The 19,901-nt window shown below is 63.9% G+C and carries 15 protein-coding genes; 5 read left to right on the top strand and 10 right to left on the bottom strand.

Going from position 1 to position 19,901, the window contains the following annotated elements; all coding sequences use genetic code 11:
* The first annotated feature begins 101 nt into the window (after window positions 1-101).
* On the top strand, window positions 102-1,901 hold the full coding sequence (locus EDD52_RS01790) for an autotransporter assembly complex protein TamA (protein ID WP_132241312.1): 1,800 nt from the start codon (window positions 102-104) through the stop codon (window positions 1,899-1,901).
* Window positions 1,898-6,190 (top strand): translocation/assembly module TamB domain-containing protein, encoded by a 4,293-nt coding sequence (locus EDD52_RS01785; RefSeq protein ID WP_132241311.1) that lies wholly within the window; start codon window positions 1,898-1,900, stop codon window positions 6,188-6,190. The genes EDD52_RS01790 and EDD52_RS01785 overlap by 4 nt, the downstream gene beginning before the upstream one ends.
* Before the next feature lie 120 nt (window positions 6,191-6,310).
* Here the strand turns inward: EDD52_RS01785 and EDD52_RS01780 are convergent, their stop codons facing one another.
* The 5 genes from EDD52_RS01780 to EDD52_RS01760 all read right to left on the bottom strand — a co-directional run bounded on the left by EDD52_RS01780 (window position 6,311) and on the right by EDD52_RS01760 (window position 10,462).
* A complete protein-coding gene (locus EDD52_RS01780; RefSeq protein ID WP_132241310.1) occupies window positions 6,311-7,057 on the bottom strand; it encodes an amino acid ABC transporter ATP-binding protein in 747 nt (248 codons plus the stop codon).
* A gap of 9 nt (window positions 7,058-7,066) precedes the next feature.
* Window positions 7,067-7,903, bottom strand: coding sequence for an amino acid ABC transporter permease (locus EDD52_RS01775; RefSeq protein ID WP_132241309.1), 837 nt, complete (start codon window positions 7,901-7,903; stop codon window positions 7,067-7,069).
* Entirely contained in the window at window positions 7,903-8,646 is a 744-nt protein-coding gene (locus EDD52_RS01770; RefSeq protein WP_132241308.1) for an amino acid ABC transporter permease, read from the bottom strand. The genes EDD52_RS01775 and EDD52_RS01770 overlap by 1 nt, the downstream gene beginning before the upstream one ends.
* Before the next feature lie 60 nt (window positions 8,647-8,706).
* Window positions 8,707-9,504, bottom strand: coding sequence for a transporter substrate-binding domain-containing protein (locus tag EDD52_RS01765; RefSeq protein WP_132241307.1), 798 nt, complete (start codon window positions 9,502-9,504; stop codon window positions 8,707-8,709).
* A 376-nt stretch (window positions 9,505-9,880) separates the two neighbouring features.
* The gene (locus EDD52_RS01760) at window positions 9,881-10,462 is read right to left on the bottom strand and encodes a VOC family protein (protein WP_132241306.1); all 582 of its coding nucleotides are present in this window, start codon (window positions 10,460-10,462) and stop codon (window positions 9,881-9,883) included.
* Between the two features lie 162 nt (window positions 10,463-10,624).
* Between EDD52_RS01760 and EDD52_RS01755 the strand changes: the two genes are divergently transcribed.
* Window positions 10,625-12,550, top strand: coding sequence for a phosphotransferase (locus EDD52_RS01755; RefSeq protein ID WP_165907436.1), 1,926 nt, complete (start codon window positions 10,625-10,627; stop codon window positions 12,548-12,550).
* A gap of 106 nt (window positions 12,551-12,656) precedes the next feature.
* Here the strand turns inward: EDD52_RS01755 and EDD52_RS01750 are convergent, their stop codons facing one another.
* The 5 genes from EDD52_RS01750 to EDD52_RS01730 form a co-directional block, all read right to left on the bottom strand.
* Window positions 12,657-13,481, bottom strand: coding sequence for a DUF533 domain-containing protein (locus tag EDD52_RS01750; protein ID WP_132241304.1), 825 nt, complete (start codon window positions 13,479-13,481; stop codon window positions 12,657-12,659).
* A gap of 132 nt (window positions 13,482-13,613) precedes the next feature.
* A complete protein-coding gene (locus tag EDD52_RS01745) occupies window positions 13,614-14,339 on the bottom strand; it encodes a proteasome-type protease (protein ID WP_132241303.1) in 726 nt (241 codons plus the stop codon).
* Between the two features lie 94 nt (window positions 14,340-14,433).
* Window positions 14,434-15,273, bottom strand: a complete 840-nt coding sequence (locus tag EDD52_RS01740; RefSeq protein WP_132241302.1) for a transglutaminase family protein — start codon at window positions 15,271-15,273, stop codon at window positions 14,434-14,436.
* Window positions 15,273-16,223 carry an alpha-E domain-containing protein gene (locus EDD52_RS01735; protein ID WP_132241301.1) on the bottom strand — a complete coding sequence of 317 codons (951 nt, stop codon included), beginning with the start codon at window positions 16,221-16,223 and terminating at the stop codon, window positions 15,273-15,275. The genes EDD52_RS01740 and EDD52_RS01735 overlap by 1 nt, the downstream gene beginning before the upstream one ends.
* Window positions 16,224-16,227: 4 nt before the next feature.
* Window positions 16,228-17,643 (bottom strand): circularly permuted type 2 ATP-grasp protein, encoded by a 1,416-nt coding sequence (locus EDD52_RS01730; RefSeq protein WP_132241300.1) that lies wholly within the window; start codon window positions 17,641-17,643, stop codon window positions 16,228-16,230.
* Window positions 17,644-17,898: 255 nt separating this feature from the next.
* On the opposite strand from EDD52_RS01730, the gene EDD52_RS01725 reads away from it, so the two are divergent.
* Together EDD52_RS01725 and EDD52_RS01720 are read left to right on the top strand one after the other, a co-directional pair.
* Entirely contained in the window at window positions 17,899-18,468 is a 570-nt protein-coding gene (locus EDD52_RS01725) for an ImuA family protein (RefSeq protein ID WP_132241299.1), read from the top strand.
* Window positions 18,422-19,891 carry a Y-family DNA polymerase gene (locus EDD52_RS01720; protein WP_132241298.1) on the top strand — a complete coding sequence of 490 codons (1,470 nt, stop codon included), beginning with the start codon at window positions 18,422-18,424 and terminating at the stop codon, window positions 19,889-19,891. The genes EDD52_RS01725 and EDD52_RS01720 overlap by 47 nt, the downstream gene beginning before the upstream one ends.
* Window positions 19,892-19,901 lie beyond the last annotated feature (10 nt).

The raw sequence follows: 19,901 nt of genomic DNA, 5'->3' as shown, positions 1-19,901 counted from the left end.
AATTTGGGGGCGGTCGGGTTGCGCCGACAGGCTTACTGGTGGTGGCTGCTCTTCGCCCTATCTAGGTTACTGCGACAGAGCAGGGAAAGGTGCGGTTTCATATGGGTGTTGCGAATTGGGCAGGGGCGGCTGCGATGGCGGCGCTGGGAATCGGGACCGCCCCCTCTGGTGCAAGCGCGCTGGAGGCCGTCGAATTTCGCTTTGCCAATGGCGAGTCGCAGCTGGCTGACGATATCCGCGACGTGTCTCTTGTGGCCGCAGCGAAAGAAGAGGGCCGGACCGGCTCGCGCACCATCCTTGCCGCGGCGCTGGCCGATTACGGGCGCATCGTCGACACGCTATATGCCCATGGCTATTACGGCGGAACCGTCAACATCTTTGTGAACGGGCGCGAGGCGACGGCCATCCCTCTGCTGGACGTACCCGCCGAGATCAGCACCGTCGCCATCGTGGTGGACCGTGGCCCCCAATTCCGATTCGGACGCTTGCGGGTGGAGCCTTTGGCCCCCGGCACAGAGCTGCCAGAGGGGTTTCGCACAGGCAGCAAGGCACGCAGCCCGGCGATCCGAAGCGCCGTGACCACGGCTGTGGATGGCTGGCGCGAACAGGGCCATGCCAAGGCTGATATCGGGTCGCAGGCGGTTGCGGCGCAGCACAGCGACAGCACCCTGTCCGTGGATGTGGGCATCTCTCCGGGGCCGCTGGTGCGTCTTGGCGATCTGGTCATCACCAGCCCGAGCGCCGTGCGCGCCGGACGCATCCAGCGCATCGCGGGGCTGCCCACCGGCGAGGTCTATACACCCGAGGAGATCCGCCTTGCGGCCGAACGGTTGCGCCGCACCGGCGCCTTTGCCTCTGTCAGCCTGTCAGAGGCAGAGGAACTGAACGCCGATGCCAGCATGGATATCGAGGCGGCGCTGGTCGATCAGAAGCCGCGCCGTTTCGGGTTTGGCGCCGAAATCTCCTCGCTCGAAGGGCTGACACTCAGCAGTTTCTGGCTGCATCGCAACCTGTGGGGCGGGGCCGAACGGCTGCGCTTTGACGTGGAAGTCACCAATATCGGGGGCAGCAGCGGGATCGACTATCTTGCAGGTGTCAGGCTGGAAATCCCGGCCGCCCTTGGCGCCGATACAACGGCCTATTTCATGGCCGAATACGACCTGCAGGACGAACCGTCCTATTACTCCGAAGCGGTGACGCTTGGCGGCGGGGCGACATGGATCCTGAACGAACAGATCAGCGCCGAGACCGGCATCGCCTACAGTTATTCCGAAACCCGCGACAGCTTTGGCAGCCGGACCTTCCAGGTGTTTTCATTCCCCACATCGGTCAAGCGGGACACGCGCGACGAGGTGCTGAACCCGACGACCGGCACATATGCCGAACTGGAGGTCACCCCCTTCGTGGGTCTTGAAGGGTCCGACACCGGCACACGTGTCTACAGCGACCTGCGCGGCTATCGCGGCTTTGGCGAGGAGGAAGGCATCGTGGTCGCGGGCCGTCTGCAATTCGGGGCGGTGCTGGGATCGGGGCTGGAACGGACGCGGCCCGAATACCTGTTCTATTCCGGCGGCCCCGGAACGGTGCGCGGCCAACCCTACCAGTCGCTTGAGGTTGATCTGGGCAATGGCGACAGCAGCGGCGGGCGGGGCTTTCTGGGCCTCTCGGCAGAGCTGCGCGTGGCCGTGTCGCAAAGCATCGGCGTGGTCGGCTTTGCCGATGCAGGCTATGTCAACGCCGATAGCAGCTTTGGCGACACTGGCGACTGGCATTCCGGCGCGGGGCTGGGCCTGCGCTACCAGACGGGCATCGGGCCCATTCGGTTCGACGTCGCAGCTCCGGTTTCGGGCGACACCGGCGACGGCGCGCAATTCTACATCGGGATAGGGCAGGCGTTTTGAAACATCTCGCGTATTTACTGGCCTTTCTGGCCGCCCTGATCCTGCCCGCAAGCGGCGGGGCACAGACCGAAGACGCGGATCGCGGCTATCTTCAGGGGCTGCTGGAGGACAACCTGTCCTCTGCCGGGCGCTCCGTGCGCATCGTGGGCTTTGAAGGCGCGCTCAGCTCCACCGCCACGATCGAAGAGATGACGATTGCCGATGACGAAGGCGTCTGGATCACCGTGCGCGGCATCGTCCTGAACTGGAGCCGTTCGGCCCTGCTGCGCGGCGCGGTCGAGGTGCAGGAATTCTCTGCCGAGGAGGTCGACCTGGCGCGTCTGCCCGTGGCCGCCGCGGACGCCACGCCAAAGCCCGAGGCCGCGCCTTTCGTGCTGCCGGACCTGCCGGTCTCGGTCAATATCGGGCAGCTTGCCATCGGGCGCGCGCGCTTTGGCCCGACGGTGCTGGGCCGCGAAGTGGTGCTGTCGCTGGACGGGTCCGCACAGCTGTCGGATGGCGAAGGCGAGGCGGTCCTGAAAGCGCAGGGCGTCGAGGGCACCGATATCGCGCTGAACCTTGAGGGCAGCTATGCCAATGCGACACGCAATCTGGCGCTGAACCTGGGCCTGTCCGAAGGGCCGGACGGGCTGGTTGCCACGCTGATGGGCCTGCCGGACACACCGGCGCTTGCCCTGACGGTGCAGGGCGAGGGGCCGCTGGACGCGTTTGGCGCGCAGATCGCGTTGGAGACGGATAACGAGCCGCGCCTTGGAGGCACGGTCACCCTCTCGCAGGTCTCGGGCGACGAAGACGCAGGCACCGGGCGCAGCTTTCAGGCAGAGCTTGGCGGCGACATCCGGCCCTTGCTGCAACCCGATTACCGCGACTTTTTCGGCGCAGAGCTGACATTGAACGCCTCGGGCACGAGCTTTGATGATGGGCGGCTGGAACTGAGCGCGCTGGAACTGCAGGCGCAGACCATATCGCTTGCGGGCAGCGCCGCGCTGGGGCCGGACCAGTGGCCCGAACGCTTCGATCTGGAGGCCCGCATCCGCTCAGAGGATGGCGCGCCGGTCCTGCTGGCCATTCCGGGCGCCCGGACTGAAGTTGGCAGCGCGCAGCTTGTGATGCAATTCGACAGCGCAGAAAGCGATGAATGGACGGCGCGGCTGTCGGCTGATCGCTTTGCCCGCCCCGATATGGATGCCGAGGCGATGATCCTCGCCGGCAGAGGCACGTTGCGGCGCGGTCAGGGCACGATCCTTGGGCAGTTTCTGGGCACGCTGGAGATGGACATTCGCGGGCTGGGCTTTGCCGACGAGGCGGTCGCCGCTGCGGTTGGCCAGAATATCGACGGCGATATCACCTTCAACTATACCGAAGGCGACCCGCTGCAACTGAACGTGATCCGCGTGATCGGCGCGGATTACATGGTGAATGGCGACGCGACCATCAAGGGCGTCGAAGGCGCGGTAGAGACCGACATCACCGGGCAGATCGCCCTGTCCGCCATGGATCTCAGCCGCTTTGCCGCGCTGGCAGGCCAGCCGCTGGAAGGCGGCGCACAGCTGACAATCGGGGGGAGCGTCCTGCCGCTTTCGGGCGGGTTTGACCTGACGGCAGAGGGCACGACGCGGGATCTGTCGCTGGGACAGGCGCATTTTGACCGGCTGTTTGCAGGCGAGGCAAACCTGTCCATGTCGGCCCTGCGCAATGAAACCGGCATCCGTCTGAACGCTTTCGCGATCGAGGCGAATGACACGCGGCTTACGGCCAGCGGCACGCTTGCCACGGGCGCAAGCAGCGGCGCCTTTTCTCTGGTCACGCCGGACGCTGCATTGATAGAGCCGCGCCTTGACGGGGCCGGACGGGTCTCTGGCACCTTTCGTCAGGACGGCGAGACATGGGATTTCAACCTGGACGGTTCCGGCCCGGGAGAGGCGCGGGTCACCGCAAAGGGGCAGGCCCTGATGCGCGATGGCGCGGTGCAATCGGTGACCGGCGATGGGCGGTTGCAGGCCGCCGATCTGGGCGCATTCTCGGCGCTGGCGGGGCGCTCCCTGGGCGGGGCGGCGACGCTGGATATCACCGGGAAGTTCGACCCCGAAACGCAGTATTTTGACGTCACGGCCAATGGCACCACGCTGGACCTGTCGATCGCGCAGCAGAATTTCGACAGGCTCTTTGCGGGGCCGGCGACGCTGGCCGTGGCAGCGCGCAAGGATGCCGAGGGCCTGACGCTGGAAAGCGCAGAGATCGATGCAGAGGGGCTGCGGCTTGATGCAGAAGGCACGCTGATCGATGGTGACAGCGCGGGCAGCTTCACCCTGACCGCGCGTGATGCGGGCCGGCTGGACAGCGCGCTGAGCGGGGTTGCGACGATCAACGGCACGGTCAGCCAGTCGGGCGATGACTGGGTCTTTGACGTGGACGGCACCGGGCCGGGCGGGGCCGCGCTCAGCGCCCGAGGGACCGCCCTGACCGATGACATGGCCTTTGTGTCCGTCACGGGCGAGGGCAGCGCCAATGTGCAGGACCTGTCCGCCTATGCGCGCATCGTCGGGCGGCCGCTGGGCGGTGGCGTGGCGCTGTCAGGCTCTGGCACCTATCTTGTATCGGGGGATCTTTCGGCCACGGCCAGCGTCACGGGCCAGTCGATGCGCATCGGCATGACAGAGGTTGACCGGCTGCTGGCAGGGCGCAGCACGGCAGAGCTTTCGGTGCGGCGCGAATCCGGCACGCTGGTCTTTGACCGGCTGGACATCGCCACGCCGGAACTGACCGCCGACATGACCGGATCGCTCTCGCCGCAAAACAGCCGCCTGCGGTTTTCCGCAGCGCTGCGGGACGTGGGGATTTACGCATCGGACTTCTCGGGCCGGGCCACGGCGCGCGGCCTGATCACCGGGGCGGGCGGGCCCTACACGGTCGATGTCTCTGCGACCGGACCGGGCGGCATCGCCGCCGATATTGATGGTCAGTATGATGCCTCTGGCGGGCGTGCCGACCTGCGGGTGCGGGGCAATGCGCCGCTGGGGCTGGTCAGCAGCCTTACAGCGCCCAACCTGATCTCTGGCGGGGTGGGTTTCGACATCGCCATCAACGGCCCGCTCGCGCTGCAATCGCTGTCGGGGACGGCCACGCTCAGCCAGGCTCAGATCGTGGTGCCAAGCGCCGGGATCGCGGTCAACCGGATCGCGGGGACGGCCACGCTTGGTGGCGGGCGCGCGGTGCTTGACCTGCAGGGCAGGCTGTCCTCGGGCGGCAGGCTGCGGTTGGCCGGGCCGATCACGCTGACGCCCTCCTACCCGGCGGATCTGGCGCTGGCCCTCAACGGGATCGAACTGGTCAAACCCGGCCTTTACGAGGCCGATGCCGACGGCCAGATCACCCTGCGCGGCCCGCTGACCGGTGGTGCCGTCGTGGCCGGGACGCTGACGCTGAACTCTGTCGAACTGAGCGTTGCCGATACCGGAACCGGCCCCTCCGGCAGCGTCTTTGGCCTGCGCCATGTGAGCGCCCCCGCCGATGTGCGCGCCACGCTGGACCGCGCGGGCAAGGGTGAAAGCAGTGGCGGCAGCAGCTCTGCCAGTCAGGGCAGCACCGGGCCGTCCTATCCGCTTGACCTTGTGATCGAGGCCCCCGCCCGGATCTTCGTGCGTGGCCGGGGTTTGGATGCCGAACTGGGCGGAGAGCTGCGCCTGACCGGCACCACCAGTGATGTCGTGCCGCAGGGCGAATTCAGCCTCATTCGCGGGCGGTTCGATATCCTTGGCAAACGGCTGGACCTGACCGAGGGCAGGGCGCAGCTGCGCGGGAATTTCGACCCCTACCTGCGCATCGTTGCTGAAACCGATGCCAGCGACGTCACGGTGCAGATCATCATCGAAGGGCTGGCATCGGACCCCGAGGTGACCATCACCTCCACCCCCGAACTGCCCGAGGAAGAAGTGCTGTCGCAGCTTCTGTTCGGGCGCGACCTGTCAGAGCTGTCGGCCTTTCAGGCCCTGCGCATCGCAGCCGCCGTGAACACGCTGGTGGGCAAGAGCGGCGACACCATCGTGAACCGCCTGCGGCTGGGTTTTGGCGTGGACGATCTGGATGTGACATCGGACGAGGACGGCACGGTTGGCCTGCGCGTCGGCAAGTATATCTCGGAGAATGTCTATACCGACGTCACGGTCGACGCGACCGGCGAGAGCGAGATCAACCTGAACCTCACCATCTCTCCGACCGTTACTGCGCGGGGCAGGGTGTCTTCGGACGGCGACACCGGTATCGGCATCTATTTCGAAAAGGACTACTGAGGCCGGACTGCCCTTGCAGGGCCAGCGATAGCAGCAGAGAGGGGGCGTCGTTTGACGGCGAAAGCTGACCCGAGCGATTTGTCAGAACGCTCTGGCACCCCATTCACCACCAAAGCCGCATCACAGGATCTGGCTGAGGAATTCCTTGGTGCGCGGGTCCTGCGCGTTCTTGAAGAACGTCTCGGGCGGGCCATGCTCGACGATGACACCGCGATCTGTGAAATAGATATGATCCGCCACTTCGCGGGCAAACGCCATTTCATGGGTCACAAGAATGCAGGTCATGCCGTCTTCGGCCAGATCCTTGATGGTCTGCAAGACCTCCCCCACGGTTTCAGGGTCAAGCGCCGCCGTCACCTCGTCAAACAGGATGACATCCGGCTGCATGGCAAGGGACCGTGCAATCGCCACGCGCTGCTGCTGGCCACCTGACAGCTCGCCCGGATAGGCGTTTTCCTTGCCTTCCAGACGCACCTTTCTGATCAGCGCCCGCGCCGTTTCCTCGGCCTTGGCCTTGTCCTGCTTCAACACGCGAACGGGGGCCATCATCACATTTTGCAGGGCGGTCTTGTGCGGAAACAGGTTATACTGCTGAAAGACCATTCCGACTTTCTTGCGCAGTTCCAGCTTGTCGAGGTTGGGGTCGTTGACCTCCTGACCCTCCACCAGAATGGAGCCCTTCTGGATGTCGTTCAGCGCATTCACGCAGCGGATCAGCGTCGACTTGCCCGACCCTGACGGCCCGATGATGCAGATGACATCGCCCTTCATCACGTCAAGCGAGACGCCGTTCAGCACTTTCAACTCGCCAAAGGATTTGTGCACATCCTTGAGGGAGACCATCGGGTCTGCAGGGGTCCAGTTCATGTCGTTTCCTCAGGTGATGACAGCGTATTTCTTTTCCAACCACACAGTGAATTTCGCGATTGGATAGCAGTAGACAAAGAACAGCAGCAGGACGAAGCCATAGAAGGGCGCCAGAAGATCCGGGCGCCCGCCTTCCGATGCCAGCGCCTGTCCGGTCAGGGTCATGACCTCGTTCACACCCACGATCGAGGCCAGAACAGTAGCCATAGTCAGGATGGAGTAGAGGTTCATCCATGGTGGCAGCATCCGCTTCACGCATTGCGGCAGGATGATCAGCCACAGGGTCTGCAGGCGTGTATAGGCAAGGCTCTCGGCTGCTTCCCATTGCCCGCTTGGCAAGGATCTGACCGCGCCCCGCACGATCTCGGACACGTTGGCCATCACCGGCAGGGACAAGCCAAGGATCGCCTTGAACCAATCCGGAAACGGTATCTTGAGCCCAAAGACGTTGATTTCGAACGGCAACAGGAACATCGCGAAAAACAGCAGGACGAGCCATGGTGCGTTGCGGAAAAACTGTGTCACGAACCACGAGCCGTGGCGCGTTGGTGCAAAGAGCGATATCTGCCCCAGCCCCAATATCGCGCCGCCGACCGTTCCCAACGCCATCGCGCTGACAGAGATGACAAGGTTGAAGATGAACCCTTTGAGCAGCAGGGGCGCCCAGTTCAGCAAGATGCCAAAAGGCGTCTGCCCGTCGGCAGAAGATTGCGCAAATGCAAGGCTGGGACCGATGATGGCAATCAGGGCAATCGGCAGCATATGCCACAGCTTCAGCCCCAGAAAGGGCTCGGCCTCGGGCCGTTTCACAGGCAGCATCACGGGCAGGTCGGTCCTATATGTCATCAGCCATACCCCGGAATTTTCATCGCACGTTCCCAGCGGTTCATGCCGCTGACCAGCACGCCCACCAGCGCGAAATAGGCCAGAAGCAGGAAAATCATCATCTCGGTCACGTTCACATTGTCCGACCAGATTTGGTTGGCCTCGTACAGCATTTCGGGAACCGCGATCGCATAGGCCAGGGTGGTGGTTTTCACCAGATTGACGAGGTTGTTGTTCAGCGCAGGCAACACCACCCGAAACGCCAGCGGCAATGTGATGTCGCGGTAGATCTGCAGCTTCGAAAAGCCAAGCGCCTCTGCCGCTTCGACGGTGGATTTGGGAACGGCCTCGATGCCCGACCGGAAAATCTCGACGTTGAAGGCGCCGGCAAAGAAAGACAGCGAAATCGCCGCCCAGGCAAAGCTGCCCAGGATAGGCGATTGCCCGCCCCAGTCGTTCTCAACCCGCGGCAGAAGCGTTCCGATGGCAAAGTAGAAGAAATACAGCTGCACCAATGGCGGCGTGTTCCGGAACAGCTGGATATAGCCGTTCACGATGCGCCGGGTCCATTTGAACGATGACCCCTGCAGCCACGCGCCAATGACGCCGATGATGACGGAAAAGAACAAACACACCAGCGACAGCCAGATCGTCGTGAGAAACCCGCCGATCATCCGGTTGCGGTCATATTCGTCGTAAAGAAACGGCAGGTTTATGCCCGTCTCCTGATACAGGGTCCGAAACCAGTCGAATACGAATTCCATCCCTGCACCCCTCAGACGGCACGGAGTGGCGGACCCTCGGGGGCCCGCCCGGTCCTGTTTTTATTTGTATTTTTCGTGCATGGCTTGTGCGAACGGGGTGTTGGTGACGCCCCATTTGGTCTCAAGCTCAAGGATGCGGCCGGATTTGTGCCAGTCGATAATCATCTCGCTCATCAGCTCGGCGAAATTGTCCTCGCCCAAGGCAACAGCCAGTCCCCAAGGCGCGTCATCGATGGTCTGAAGCGGCATTTCATAGTCAGCCCATTCCGGCTCTGCCGCCTTGGCGACAATGGCGCTGTCATCATAGACGAACGCCGCGCAATTGCCGCCCTGCAACGCTGAATAGGCCTCTGCCGTGCCCTTGAACGCGACAATCTCGGCGCCGTAAGTCTGCGAGGTCGCCTTGTTGTAGAACGCGCCCTGAATGCCGCAGACCGGCTTGCCGCGCAGGTCTTCCCATTCTTTCAGGCCAAGGCTTTTCAGCGCCAGGACATTCGTGCCAGACGAGTAGTAATTGGGGTCCGGGATCAGGACGATTTCGCGACGATCCGGCTTGTCCGTCATCGTGGCGATCATCAGGTCGATCTTGCCCTGCTCCAGAAACTGCATCCGGTTGGAACTGACAACCGGCACGAATTCAACCTCCACGCCCAGCTTGTCGGCCACGTCTTTCGCAAGATCAGGTTCAATCCCGATGATGTTGCCGTCTGTGTCCAGAAACCCATAAGGCTTGTAGTCGGCCTTTGTGCCGACGATCAGCTTTCCGCGTTCCTTGATCGTGTCCAGAATATCGGCCGAAGCGGCGGTGACGCTAAGTGCTGACACCACGAGCGTCGTTGCGAGAGTTTTCAGATTCATAGGTTTATCCCTGTTGTCTGTTGCGTTTCGTTTTTCAAGTTTCGCCGACCTTCTTTGAGGATCGATCGTCTTTTCCTGTTTCTGCAGGGAGGCTTGCCAGCTACCCAACCCCGTCATCCGGGCGTCATTAGGGGCAAATGTCAACACTGCAGGCTCGTTTTAGGGCTGCGAACCCGCGCGCCGGCCGTTCTTTTGATCAGGTCCGGCTGCCCTCGAACACGGCTGGGAAAAAGGGCATGGCGGTGCGCAACCCATGCCAGAGCCTCGACAATTTGCAGAAAAAGGCCGTTTGCGACACCGGCATAGGCCGTCGCATTCGGCCCGCATCGCGGGCAAAACGATCAGGATACGGGCGGGCAATGCGCCGACCGCGCCCTCAATACGGGTTCCTGGGAGAGCGGTCTTCGGACAGGGATTGGTGCCTCTGCGTGGTCAGCGCCTCGATGGCGTCGGCGATGTGGATGCGGTCGATATGGTGATCACCGCGACCCATACGGATGCGGTGCGCCTCGATCATCACGTCGGCATGGCGGCAGCCTTCGGGCGGCTCGAACCGGTAGGAGGCAAGCTCGATCAGCAGGCCCATCGGGTCCTTGAAATAGATCGAATCCATGAAACCGCGATCCTTGGGGCCGGAATGTTTTATCCCGCGCTCGTCCAGCCGTTCGACCACCTGCCAGAAACTCGCCTGACTGATCGAGAAAGCCAGATGATGCACGCAGCCCGGCTCTGTCGGGGTGCGGCGGATATCGGGTGTGCGGTTCTCGTTGGTGAAAACGGTGATCAGCCGCCCGTCACCGGGATCGAAATAGATATGCCCCTCTTCGGGGTCGTCCAGATTGGGCTGGTCAAAGACAAAGGGCATGCCAAGCAGCCCCTCCCAGAAATCGATCGAGGTCTGCCGGTCGGCACCCACAAGGGTGATGTGATGGACCCCCTGGCTCTGGATCTTGCGCATCTGCATCCTCCTGCTGTCATGGGCAAGAGTGTAGGGCGGACAGGCCGGGATCAAGGGCAAAACCCGCCGCGCCCCCTGACCTTGGGGCCCGTCGCGTCAAACTTGCGTAAGCCAGACATATTCTGCACATTGTATGCGACGCGACGGGGGGGACGGAACTTCATGAAGTCATTGGACCAGCTTTCCGAGCTGGAAGCCGCTGCGCTGGACGCGTGGAAGGATGTCTCGGGCCGCGCCGGTCTGCCCCGCGACGGGTGGTCCTTCACCCGCCTGTCAAAACGCGAAGACGCCGAGATCGCGCGTATCAGTCACCGCGTGGCACATCCCGACCACGATGCGCTGACCTACAAGTTCCAGCTGCGCCCCGTCGCTGCCGAAGGCTTTGCCGCGGATTATCACATGCAGGCCAAGGCGCATGAGGCGTTCCCCCATTCGGCGGAGCTGACCCTGCCGCGGCCCGTCTACCTCGACGCCGATCATCAGGCCAGCCTGATGACATATATGAGGGGCCGACCGCTTTCGGAATATATGCGCGACGCCTGTTTCGACAGGGTAGAGCAGCTGCGCCTGCTGGTGCTTGCCGGGCGCTGGCTTGACGCCTATCACCGCGCCGGGGCGCCGCAGGAGATAGCGTTTCAGCCCGCCCATACGGTCGCCTACTACACCGGCCTGCGCGAACGGATTCTGGCCGGAGAGCTGCGTGTCGCGGCCAAGCCGCTTTTCCTGCAAGGCATCGACAAGATCGTGTCGATGGCGCCGGAAGTGGCGGGGCAAAAGACTGTCACGGCTGCTCAGCACGGTGACTTTCACATGCGCAACCTGATCTTCGACGGCCAGCGCATGGCGGGGATCGACATCTCCAAGGATCAGCACGCGCCGGTGGGGTACGACATCGCCAAGATCCTGCTGGATTACACGTCGATCCTGCGGGGGGAAACGGATCTGCGGCCGGGGCAGGTGATCCCGGACGACGCGATGGCTGCGTTTTTCGACGGCTACCGCCTTGTCGGGCCCGATGATCCGGGGGTGGCCTTCCTGCTTTTTGCACGCATTCTGGCGACGCTCGTCCATGTGCCGCAAAAGCAAAAGGACCGCACCGATGCAAAGCAGCGCACGCTGGCCCGGCTGCGGCCCATCGCGCAGAACGCCTATAGCTCCGCCGCACCGGGCGAGGCTGCGCGGGCCAAACCGGGCATCCGTCTGTATCTGACCAGCGACAGCCTGAAACGGGCACGGGACGGCAGCCACGAAATCTGCAACGCGATGCGCGAGGTCGGGCGACGCACGGGGCGCGATATCGTCCTGTCGCGAAACGCCCCGCGCCACCGGCAGGCCGCCGATTCCACCCAGATGAGCCTTGTCCACATGGCCGCGCCGATCGGGCAGAACGGGCTGGTCTATCGCCGCCTTTACGCAGGCCATTTCTGGCGGATCGAACGCATCGCGGAAAGGTGGCTTTGGGAAACCGCACGCGCGGAATTCGTGCCGGAGGCGATAGATGCGAAACCGGCTGCGCGCTTTTTTGACAGCTGGCAGCACAGGCTCTACGGCGCCGGGGCAGGGCAGGCGACGCGGCAGGGCTTCATCTATATGCCGCTTCAGGGCAAGCTGCTGACGCAACGCTCCTTCCAGTCCGCCTCGCCGGTCGAGATGATAGAGCAGACGCTGGCCCATACCGACCGGCCCATCGTGGCCACCCTGCACCCGACCGAAAGCTACAGCGACGAAGAAAGCGCCGCACTGGCAGAGCTTGAGCGGCGCCATGACAGGTTCCGGATAGAGCCGCTGGCGATGACATGCGCGCTGACCACCTGCGATCTGGTCGTGACAGAGAATTCCAGCGCCGCCTTCCACGCGATGTTTTTCGGCAAGCCTGCGGTTCTGTTCGCGGGCGTGGATTTCCACCACATCTGCGCCAGCGTCCCCGATCTGGGTGTCGCCGGGGCCTTTGACAAAGCCGCGCAGATGAGGCCGGATTTCGCGAAATATCTTTACTGGTTCTGGAAGATGAACGCGATCGACATCGAAGACGAAGATCACGTGGACAAGCTGATCGCGCGGTTCCGCACCCTCGGGTGGGAGCTGTAGGGCAGGTCACCGGATCACCCCCGGCGCATCATGCAAAAGCCGGGGAAAGGTGCCCCTGTTCCCCGGCTTCATACTGTGTGAATTTCCGGTACGCGGCCGGTTGGGCTCAGCCGTAAAGCGCGGGCGCGCCCAGCTGCGCATGCACCTGATTGACCGTGTTCTGGTCAAGGCCCACGGCCTGCGCCAGCTGGTGCAGGTATTGCGCTTCGTTCTTGTTGTCGAGGTCGATGCCCAGAACCGACATCGCGTAGACCTGATGTTCCAGCCCGCGCGGGATGTCACGGGCCAGCCCCGCCACGTCAACTGGTTTGGCCAGCTCGTCATTCACGAACTGCCGTTCCATCGCGCTGACATCGCCAAGCCGGCCCAGCAGCTTTTGCTGTTCCGACTGGTCGAATTTCCCGTCCGATTTCGCCGCCTGGATCATCGCCCGCAGCATCAGCCCGGCCGCTGCGTCCTGCTCGGGCGTGGGCTGGGGCGGTGCCACCGCCTTGCCCCGGTTGGAAATCGTCTGGTTCAGCATGTTCCCAAAGGAATCGCCGCCGGCAGAGGCACTCGCGCCCCCCTGTCCCAACGCGCTGGTCAGCGCCCCGACAAGGCCACCAAGCCCGCCGCTTTGGCCGTTCCCGCCAGAGGTCAATTGTCCGATGATATCGTCAAGCCCACCCGAAGATCCGCCCTGACCGCCGGCCAGTTGCTCCAGCAGACCACCCAGACCGCCTTGCGCCGCTCCGCCGGATTGCTGTGCCTGTCCGCCCAGAAGGGAGCCCAGCATATCCTCGATGCCGCCGCCACTCTGGCCGGATTGCTGGCCGGATTGCTGGCCGAAAAGGCCGCCACCGCCGGTCCGGCCTGGCTGCGCCGCTCTTGCGCCGCCCTTCGATGCCGATACATTTACCACGGCTTCCGCCAGTGCTTGCAATAAACTCATGATTACCTCCTACTAACCGGAGGCACTTTTGCATATCTCCGGGCCGGTTGCCACAGATACATGCGATTTCTCTAATCTGGGCGCGATTTCAAAGGCTTGCGCGCCGGTCTGGTGGGGAATTCGCGGCGCGCCCTAGATCTCGATCTCGGTATAGGCGCGGCGCAGCGCCTCTGACCAAGCCTTGCTCATCTTGGAGAATTGCGGGTCTTCAGGCTCGATCCGGCGCCGCTGCGAGACCTTGAGGCCATCACATTCGATCACGCACAGATCCAGCGGCATGCCGACGCTCAGGTTCGACCGCAGGGTCGAATCCATCGACAGCAGCACGGCCTTCTGCGCATCCATCAGCGAGGTTTCCGGCGTCACCACCCGGTCGAGAATCGGCTTGCCGTATTTATGCTCGCCGATTTGCAGATAGGGCGTGTCGCGCGTAGCCTCGATGAAATTGCCTTCCTTGTAGATCAGGAACAGCCGCATCGGTCCGCCCTTGCGCTGGCCCGCCACGATCAGCGAGGCACTGGCGCTCTGGCTCATCCGGTTCATCCGGCCCGAGATTTCCGCGGTCACGTCAGACAGGGTTGACCCGATCATCTGCGCCACCCGCAACATCGACGGCGCCTTCAGGATAGAGGTCGTCTCGGACGCATCCGGGTCTTCTGCGGCTTCGGTCAGACGCGCCAGAACGGTCTGCGTGACCGACAGGCTGCCCGCCGTCAGAATCGCGATAACCCGCTCGCCCGGTTCTTCGAAGGTGAACATCTTTCGATAGGTCGAAATGTTGTCCAGCCCGGCATTTGTGCGGGTGTCGGACAACAGGACGATGCCTGCATCAAGAAGAAGTCCCACGCAATACGTCATAACAGGTTACCTTGTTTCGTGCCGACGCAAGATAGGCGCTTCGACCCGGGGCGGCAATGCCCCTTTGGACCTGTCAGCTTCGATTGCCCAAACGTTACTGCTGCTGGCCCTGCTGCATCGGCTTTGCCGGCCGTATCATCACCGACACTTCCAGACCCTCGCAGGATTGCCCGCCGACGATGCCGCGGATCGGTGCGGCATCCGATGCCTCCAACCCCGATCCCAGCCGGATATAGCGGTCGTCGGGGCAGCAGGCATTTGCCGCGTCGAACCCGACCCAGCCCAGCCCAGCCACGAAAATCTCTGCCCAGCCATGCGATGCCTCGACCGGGCCATCCTCTTCGCCGGCGAAAAGATAGCCCGACACGTAACGCGCGGGCAGGTCGAAAAGCCGCGCGGCAGAGATCAGCACATGGGCATGATCCTGGCACACGCCCTTGCCCTGTTTGAGCGCCTCTGCCCCGGTCGTATGGGCCTCTGTCTCTCCGGGGGCGTAGGTGATGGCCTTGGCCACGGCCGTGGCCAGCGCATGCGCGCGCGCCAGAAGATCGCTTTCAGGAACCGCGTCCAGCGCGGCCTCGGCCAGCTTGCGGATGTTTTCATCCGGCAGGGTCAGCGGCGTTTCGCGCAGGTAAGTCAACGGGTTGGCGGTTTCGGCATGGCCGCGCAACACGCCGGACGTGTCAGTGGTGATGACCTCGCCGGTCACGATCACATCAATGGATGACACCGGCCCCTTGAAGGCCAGGGTCTGGATCTCGTCGCCCGCGCCGTCGCGGAAACAGGCCCCGCGCGTGGCGCCCTCGGCCTCGATCAGCCAGGTTTGCACGGTCTGCCCGTCAAAACTGGCCGGTGTCAGCCGGTGGCTCTGCGTGACGCGGGACAGCGGCTTTTCGAACCGGTAGCGGGTGATATGCGTGACATGCAGATGCATCAGAACTCACCCCGCAGGTAATTGTCGGTGATCGACATGTCGAGCTTGCCGATCTCCAGGATGAAACGGGTCAGGAATTCGTGCAGCCCCTCGTCAAAGATGTCCTGCACGCCTGCCTCTGCAAGCTCTGCCACCAAAGAGCGGGCGCAGGTCTGGGACGTGCTGCATGTCCCGTAGCCGCGCGACAGGTGGTCCAGATGATCCGACGCCAGCCTCGCGCAGGAGAGCAGCGATCGCGGCGATTGCTGGTTAAGGATGACGAAATGGGCCACTTTCTGCGCGTTCAGCTCGCCCTTGTAGGTCCAGTTGAAGGCGCGCGAGGCCGACAGCGCCCGCAGCAGCGTTGTCCATTGATAGGTGTCCAGCCCCGACCCGATATAAGAGGTGCCGGGCAGCAGCACGTAATATTTCACGTCCAGCAGGCGCGCTGTGTTGTCAGCCCGTTCCACCGCATATCCAAGCTGGGTGAAATAGAACCCGTCATTGCGCAGCTGTGTGCTCTCGATAGCACCGCGCACCAGCGCGCAGGTTTTCACCGTCCAGTCGATCAGGTCCGACAGGGGCAGTTTCGACCGCTCTGTCCGGCGCATCTGGTTGAGCTCCTGAAAGGCAGAGTTCAGCACATCCCAGACCAGCGATGTCAGCGCGGTCCGCACCACGCGCGCATTTTCCCGCGCGATCGAAATGCACGACGCGATCGAGGACGGGTTGCCAAGGTCGAAGAACAGGAACGTCTCGATATTGTGCTGCACCGGCTCTCCGAATTTCTCGGTAAAGCGTTCGGTGGCCCCGCAGGTTTCAAGGATCGCAGACCATTCGTTGCGATACCCGTCACCGATATTGGGCAACAGCGCGTTGCGGCTGCCCACTTCAAGCATGCGCGCGGTCATCTCGGCGCGCTCCATGTAGCGGGCGATCCAGTAGAGGTTTGCGGCGGTCCGGCTCAGCATGGCATCACTCCGCGAGTACCCAGGTGTCTTTCACCCCGCCGCCCTGCGACGAGTTCACCACCAGGGAGCCTTCGGTCAGGGCCACGCGGGTCAGCCCGCCCGGCACCAGGTTGACGTCCTTGCCGACAAGGCAATAGGGGCGCAGGTCGACATGGCGCGGGGCCACGCCTTCCTCCACGAATGTGGGGGTCGTGGACAGCGCCAGCGTCGGCTGGGCGATGTAATTGGCAGGATTTTCACGGATCTTGGAGGCAAAAGCCTCGATATCGCCCTTGCTGGCCTTGGGGCCGACCAGCATCCCGTAGCCGCCCGATCCGTGGACTTCCTTGACCACCAGCTCCGACAGGTGCTCCAGCACGTATTTGCACTCGTCCCGCTTGGCGCATTGCCAGGTCGGCACGTTTTGCAGGATGGGCTCTTCGCCCAGGTAAAAGCGGATCATCTCGGGGACGTGGATATAGATCGCCTTGTCATCGGCAACGCCGGCACCCGGCGCGGAACAGATCGTCACCCCGCCAGAGCGGTAGACATTCATCAGCCCCGGTACGCCCAGCATCGAATCCGGGCGGAAGCATAGCGGGTCGATGAAGGCATCGTCGATCCGGCGATAGATCACATCCACCCGGCGCGGGCCCTCGGTGGTGCGCATCCAGCAGTAATCGCCATCCACGAACAGGTCCTGACCTTCCACCAGATCCACGCCCATCAGGTCGGCAAGGAAGCTGTGTTCGTAATAGGCGCTGTTGAACCGGCCCGGCGTCAGGATCACCGCCGTCGGGTCGCTGTCGCATTTCGCGGGGGCCACATCGGTCAGCGTGCGCCGCAGCAGCCGCGCATAGCCATCCACCGGGGCGATTCGGTTCTCCTGGAAAAGCTGGGGGAACATGCGCATCATGATCTCGCGGTTTTCCAGCATATAGCTGACACCCGAAGGCGTCCGGCAATTGTCTTCCAGCACGAAGAACTGGTCCGGCCCGGTGCGGACCAGATCAATGCCCACGATATGGCTGTAGACGCCCAGCGGCGGGCGGAACCCGGTCACGGCAAGCTCGTAGGCCTCGTTGCGATAGACCAGCTCGGCCGGGATGCGACCGGCCCGTATGATCTCTCCGCGGTCATAGACATCGGCCAGAAAGGCGTTGAGCGCGCGTGCCCGCTGCTTGATCCCGCGTTCCAGCTTGCGCCACTCGTCGGCCGTAAAGACGCGCGGGAACATGTCGAAGGGAATCAGCCGGTCGGTATCCGCCGCCTCGCCATAGACCGCGAAGGTGATCCCGATGCGCCTGAACAGCGCCTCCGCTTCGGATTGCTTCATATGCCGCAGCTCGTGCGGCATGTCTTTCAGCCAGTTTTCCAGAAAACGGTACGGGTCTCGCACCGTGGTGCCGTCGAACATCTCGTTGAAATATTCTGTTGCCATCTTACCCGCCAATTGACCCTTGGGACCAGCAAACAGGACAAGTGGCCGGGATGGAAGGGGGCGCGTGAAAAAATTCAGCTTTTTGTGGGCGACGCACAATTTTTAGGCAGTGCCTCACGCCCCGGTCCAGGGGGGTTTTTCCTGTATCCGGCAGTGGCTTGCCCTTGTCCGCACGGTACAAGAACAGGGCGCGAAGCTGGTGACGCGCAGAGAGGCTTGCATTGGCCCCGGCGTTTCCGTTTCATGGGGCGCAGCATGCAAAGCGATCAGATCACAACCGACTTCCCGGCCGTCTTTCCCCTGCGCGGCCACCGCACGCACGAGGTTTGCGGCCCCGGTGCTGCGGGCTTTGCGGCGGCCTGTTTCGCGGCTGTCGAGGGGCCGGTGCTCTGGGCGGTCGAGGACTGGCGCCAGGACGGGCTGAACCCCGTGGCCCTGTCCGAATTCCGGGATCCCGGCCAATTGCTGACCGCACGTTGCAAGACCCAGACCGATGTTCTGGCTGTGGCCGAGGAAGGCCTGCGCGACGGCGCGCTGGGGCTGGTCGTGGCCGAGATTTCCCAGCCCATCGGCCTGACCGAAGGCCGCCGGCTGCAACTGGCGGCCACCGCGGGCAAGACGCCCGGCCTGCTGATTGTGCCCGAGGGCATGGGCAGCAACGCGGCCGAGACGCGCTGGCGGTGCGCGCCGTATTTTGACAGGCAGGACTCGACTCTGCTGCGCTGGTCTCTTATCAAGAACAAAAAGGGAACATTGGTTGATTGGGTGGTTCGCTGGGATGTCGCGTCGCGTCGTATCATTGTGGTTTCCAAGGTTCGCGAGTGATCGCGCGCTGCGCCTGCGCCCGGTCGAAGGGGCGTTTGCGCTGACGCTGAGCGAAGGCAATGCAGACCGGCTCTATTGTGCCAATGCGGTGGCTGCGGGGCAGGGGCTGGCGCCGGGCATGACGGTGACCGACGCGCGCGCGCTGCAACCCGGGCTTCAGACCCGCCCCGCCGATCCGCGCGGCGATGCGGGGTTCCTGCGCGCGCTGGCCCGCTGGGCCGGGCGCTATTGTCCCTGGGTCGGGCTGGAAGGGCGCGACGGGCTGGTGCTGGATGTCACCGGCGCGGCGCATCTGTTCGGCGGCGAGGCGCAGATGCTGGACGATATGCGCCTGCGCCTGTCGCGCGCGGGCCTGACGGTGCAACTCGGGCTGGCGGGGTCGCGGGGCGGCGCATGGGCGCTGGCGCGGTTCGGTCAGGGCATCGCCGGGCCGGGCGAGGCGCTGCGCCGCATCGGCCCGCTGCCCATCGCCGCGCTGCGGCTGGAGCCGCAGACCTGCATCGCGCTGGAACGGCTGGGCCTGCGCAGCGTGTCCGACCTGCACCGCCTGCCGCGCGCGACCGTCACGCGCCGCTTTGGCCCCGGCCCGCTCTTGCGTCTGGATCAGGCGCTGGGCGAGGTGCCAGAGGCGATCGCGCCCCTGCCGGACCCGCCCGTCTACAGCACCCGCCTGACCCTGCCTGATCCCATTGGCCTGACCGGCGATGTGATGGCGGGCACGGCGCGGCTTCTGGATCAGCTTTGCGCCCGTCTGAAGGCGCGCGAAACCGGCGCGCGCCTGCTGCGCCTGACCCTGCGCCGCGTCGATATGGGCCATCAGCAGGTGGAATTGCGCCTGGCCAGCCCAATGCGTGACCCCGCCCGCATCCTGCCGCTCTTCGAACGTGGCGTGGCAGAGGTCGAGGCCGGTTTCGGCATCGATCAGATGCGGCTGGAGGCCGTGCAGGTCGAGGATCTGCCGGTGCAGCAGCTTTCCCATGCGCAGGCCGGGCAGGGTGCGGGGCGGCTGGAGGATCTGATGACCCGGATCGGCAACCGCATCGGGCTGGAGAACATCCACCGCTTCCTGCCCGCCGACAGCCATATCCCCGAGCGCAGCTTCCTCGTGGCCCCCGCCGCATGGTCCGATCCGGGCGGCAGTTTCGTTGCCCTGCGCCCGCGCCCCTTGCGGCTGTTTCCGCCCGAACCCATCGGCGGGGCAGGGCGCAAACCGCCGCGCAGCTTCCGCTGGCGCGCCATGTCACTGACCACGGAACGCGCGGCAGGCCCCGAACGCATCGCCCCCGAATGGTGGCTGCAAGAGGATGCCTGGCGTTCCGGCCTGCGCGATTACTGGAAGGTGGACACGCGGCAGGGGCGGCGTCTTTGGCTCTATCACACCCCACAGGCGCCGGGCTGGTTCGTGCAGGGGGAATTTGCATGACGGGGCCGGG

It is taken from the genome of Primorskyibacter sedentarius (assembly GCF_004342065.1).
GTDB classification, from domain to species: Bacteria; Pseudomonadota; Alphaproteobacteria; order Rhodobacterales; family Rhodobacteraceae; genus Primorskyibacter; species Primorskyibacter sedentarius.
The sequence above is the reverse complement of the archived record's forward strand: the minus strand, read 5'-3'. Positions and strand labels throughout refer to the sequence as shown.

Bases quoted from the DNA above. Each gene is read 5' to 3' on its own strand.
- EDD52_RS01735 (WP_132241301.1), bottom strand. From the start codon at position 16,223: ATGCTGAGCCGGACCGCCGCAAACCTCTACTGGATCGCCCGCTACATG.
- EDD52_RS01755 (WP_165907436.1), top strand. From the start codon at position 10,625: ATGAAGTCATTGGACCAGCTTTCCGAGCTGGAAGCCGCTGCGCTGGAC.
- EDD52_RS01765 (WP_132241307.1), bottom strand. From the start codon at position 9,504: ATGAATCTGAAAACTCTCGCAACGACGCTCGTGGTGTCAGCACTTAGC.
- EDD52_RS01720 (WP_132241298.1), top strand. From the start codon at position 18,422: ATGTCGCGTCGCGTCGTATCATTGTGGTTTCCAAGGTTCGCGAGTGAT.
- EDD52_RS01775 (WP_132241309.1), bottom strand. From the start codon at position 7,903: ATGACATATAGGACCGACCTGCCCGTGATGCTGCCTGTGAAACGGCCC.
- EDD52_RS01780 (WP_132241310.1), bottom strand. From the start codon at position 7,057: ATGAACTGGACCCCTGCAGACCCGATGGTCTCCCTCAAGGATGTGCAC.
- EDD52_RS01760 (WP_132241306.1), bottom strand. From the start codon at position 10,462: ATGCGCAAGATCCAGAGCCAGGGGGTCCATCACATCACCCTTGTGGGT.
- EDD52_RS01740 (WP_132241302.1), bottom strand. From the start codon at position 15,273: ATGCATCTGCATGTCACGCATATCACCCGCTACCGGTTCGAAAAGCCG.
- EDD52_RS01750 (WP_132241304.1), bottom strand. From the start codon at position 13,481: ATGAGTTTATTGCAAGCACTGGCGGAAGCCGTGGTAAATGTATCGGCA.
- EDD52_RS01745 (WP_132241303.1), bottom strand. From the start codon at position 14,339: ATGACGTATTGCGTGGGACTTCTTCTTGATGCAGGCATCGTCCTGTTG.
- EDD52_RS01725 (WP_132241299.1), top strand. From the start codon at position 17,899: ATGCAAAGCGATCAGATCACAACCGACTTCCCGGCCGTCTTTCCCCTG.
- EDD52_RS01790 (WP_132241312.1), top strand. From the start codon at position 102: ATGGGTGTTGCGAATTGGGCAGGGGCGGCTGCGATGGCGGCGCTGGGA.
- EDD52_RS01770 (WP_132241308.1), bottom strand. From the start codon at position 8,646: ATGGAATTCGTATTCGACTGGTTTCGGACCCTGTATCAGGAGACGGGC.
- EDD52_RS01730 (WP_132241300.1), bottom strand. From the start codon at position 17,643: ATGGCAACAGAATATTTCAACGAGATGTTCGACGGCACCACGGTGCGA.